Source organism: Spirillospora sp. NPDC049652, from assembly GCF_040675125.1.
Lineage (GTDB): Bacteria > Actinomycetota > Actinomycetes > Streptosporangiales > Streptosporangiaceae > Spirillospora.
In genome coordinates, this window is record NZ_JBFAOF010001009.1 from 1 (window position 1) to 2,478 (window position 2,478).

Consider the following 2,478-nt stretch of genomic DNA (forward strand, 5'->3'; position numbering starts at 1 on the left):
GGCGCGACGCGCGCGCCGACCTCCCGCAGCAGGACGGTCAGCTCGACCGGGCCGAGGCCCGCGCCGTCCTGCTCCGCGGGCACCACGACACCGAGCAGGCCGGCCTGTGCCAGGGCCTTCCAGACGGCCGCGTCGTAGGCCGCGCCGGACTTCTCGAACGCCTCGAGGCGCTGCGGCGCGGCCTCCCGGCCGAGCAGGTCGGCGGCGAGGCTCCGCAGCTCGCGCTGGTCCTCGTCGAGGTCGAATTCCAACTCAGGCGCTCCCTTCCAGGAGATGCCGGCGGCCGCGCCGCCGGAACTCGGCGGCCAGCGCCGCGACGTCGTCGGCGGTCATCCGGCGGTAGGCGAGGTCGCGGCCGGGCCGCCACCACACCGGGTCGTCGGTGCGCCAGCCCTCCCGGGCCAGCGCGCGTTTGAGGATCTTGTTGGACGGCGTGGCGGGCAGCTCCCGCGCCAGCCGCACGTACCGGGGCGGCCATTTCGGGCCGAGGTCGTCACGCCCCGCCAGGAACGCGGTGAACGCCTCGGGGTCGAAGCCGCCGGACTCGGTGACGAGGGCGGCCATGACCTGGTCGCCGGACGCCGCGTCCGGGACGCCGAAGACCGCGAGCTGCCGGACGCCGGGGAACGCGGCGAGCACCCGCTCGACCTGGACGGCCCCGAAGTTCTCGCCGTCCACGCGGAGCCGGTCGGCAGCGCGCCCGGCGAAGAAGACGTGGCCGTCCGCGTCGCGGTAGACGTGGTCGCCGCTCCAGAACATGCCGTCGCGCAGCCGGTCGGGGGCGTCCTCCTTGTAGTAGCCGTCGAACAGGCCGTCGCCGGTGGTGTTGACCAGTTCGCCGATGGCCTCGTCGGGGTTGGTGACGCGGCCGGCGGCGTCGAGGCGGGCGGGCGGGCACTCCGCACCGGTCTCCGGGTCGAGGATCTTGATGCCCCGGGCGAGCCTGCCGAGCGCGCCGGGCGGCCCGAGCGGGTCGGGCGTCAGGGCGATCGCGGTCTCGGTGGAACCGTAGGCGTCGATGACGAAGCAGCCGAAACGCTCGCCGAACGCCTTCTGCTCCAGCGGCGCGGCCTCGTTCCCGAACGCGACCTTCAGCGGGTTGTCGGCGTCGTCCGGCTTGGGCGGCGTCGCGACCACGTACGACAGGGCCTTGCCGACGTAGTGCAGGTAGGTGCAGTGGTGCGCGCGAACGTCCGGCAGCAGCCCGGACGCGCTGAACCGCGACCGCACGACCAGTTCCGCGCCCGCGACCAGCGCCGGCGCGAACGCCGCCATGATCGCGCCGGAGTGGAACAGCGGCATCGGGCAGTACACGACGTCCTCGGGGGTGAGCAGCCGTCCCGCCAGGTTCTCCCCCGGCACGACCACCTTGCGGTGGGTCACGCGGACCGCGCGCGGCCGTCCGGAGGTGCCCGAGGTGAAGATCAGCATCATCAGCGTGGCGTCGTCGATCCCGGCGGCGTCAGGCACGGGCGTCCCGGCGAACTCCGCGACCGCGAGGCCGTGCTCGGCGAGCCCCGCGACCTCGCGGGTGCGGTCGGCGAAACCCCTGGTCCGGACGGCCGTCCCCTGCGCGAGCGGGGTGTACTCGGGCTGGTGGACGACCAGGTCGCAGTCCGCGCGGCAGGCGTCCTCGGCCAGCTCGGCGGCGCTCCGCGTCGGGTTCAGCGCGACGACCACGTTCCCCGACAGCGCCGCCCCGCCGAGCAGGAAGACCAGCTCGGGGAGGTTGTCGAGCAGGACGCCGACGTGCAGCGGGCGGTCCCCGGGACGGCGGGCCGCCATCCACGCGGCGCGGGCGGCGGACTCGGCGACGACCTCGCGCCAGCTCCAGCGCCGCCCGTCGTCGGCGCAGGAGAGCCCCGGACGGTCGTCGGCGGCGCGGGCCGCGAGCAGATCCGCGACGGTCACCGGCGTCACCTCCCGGGCGCAAAACTAGAACAGATTCTAGTAAGTGTCCAGGGGCGCGTTCACCCGCTCCGACCGCCGCAAGTCGAACGTGAGAGGTTGTACCGAATCGCGTTCAAGTAACACGTTCCTGTGCGACCTGTAAGCTTGGTCCGTGAGTGCAGAACAGGCCGTGACCGGCGACCAGCCGCCCGAGGACCCCGCAGCCGATCCCGTGGCGGATCCCGCGCTGGACGAAGCGGAGTCCGCTGTGGAGACCGCTGTGGAGGCCGCCGCGCCCGGAACGGATCCGGCGCCGCACGGCGCGCGGTCGCGCAGCCAGCACCAGCGCCGCCGCCGCATCGTCCAGGCCGCCGCGGCGCTGGCGTCCCGCGGCGGCGTCGAGGCCATGCAGATGCGCACGGTCGCCGAACGCGCCGGGGTCGCGCTCGGCACGCTCTACCGGTACTTCCCGTCCAAGATGGACCTGGTCGTCGCGGTCGTCAGCGAGGAGCTCGACCTCCTCGAAGGCAGCATCGAGCGCCGTCCGCCGCGCACCGAGGCCGCGCACCGGCGCGCCGTCGACGTGCT

General features: G+C 74.3%; 3 protein-coding genes. 1 reads left to right on the forward strand and 2 read right to left on the reverse strand.

Annotation, left to right across the window (positions count from 1 at the left end; genetic code table 11):
- Positions 1-251, reverse strand: a 251-nt coding sequence (locus tag AB0J52_RS36140; RefSeq protein ID WP_500187411.1) for an acyl-CoA dehydrogenase family protein, incomplete at its 3' end; no start/stop codon positions are given.
- A 1-nt stretch (position 252) separates the two neighbouring features.
- A complete protein-coding gene (locus AB0J52_RS36145) occupies positions 253-1,911 on the reverse strand; it encodes an AMP-binding protein (protein WP_500187412.1) in 1,659 nt (552 codons plus the stop codon).
- Between the two features lie 247 nt (positions 1,912-2,158).
- On the opposite strand from AB0J52_RS36145, the gene AB0J52_RS36150 reads away from it, so the two are divergent.
- Positions 2,159-2,478, forward strand: a 320-nt coding sequence (locus tag AB0J52_RS36150; protein ID WP_500187413.1) for a TetR family transcriptional regulator, incomplete at its 3' end; no start/stop codon positions are given.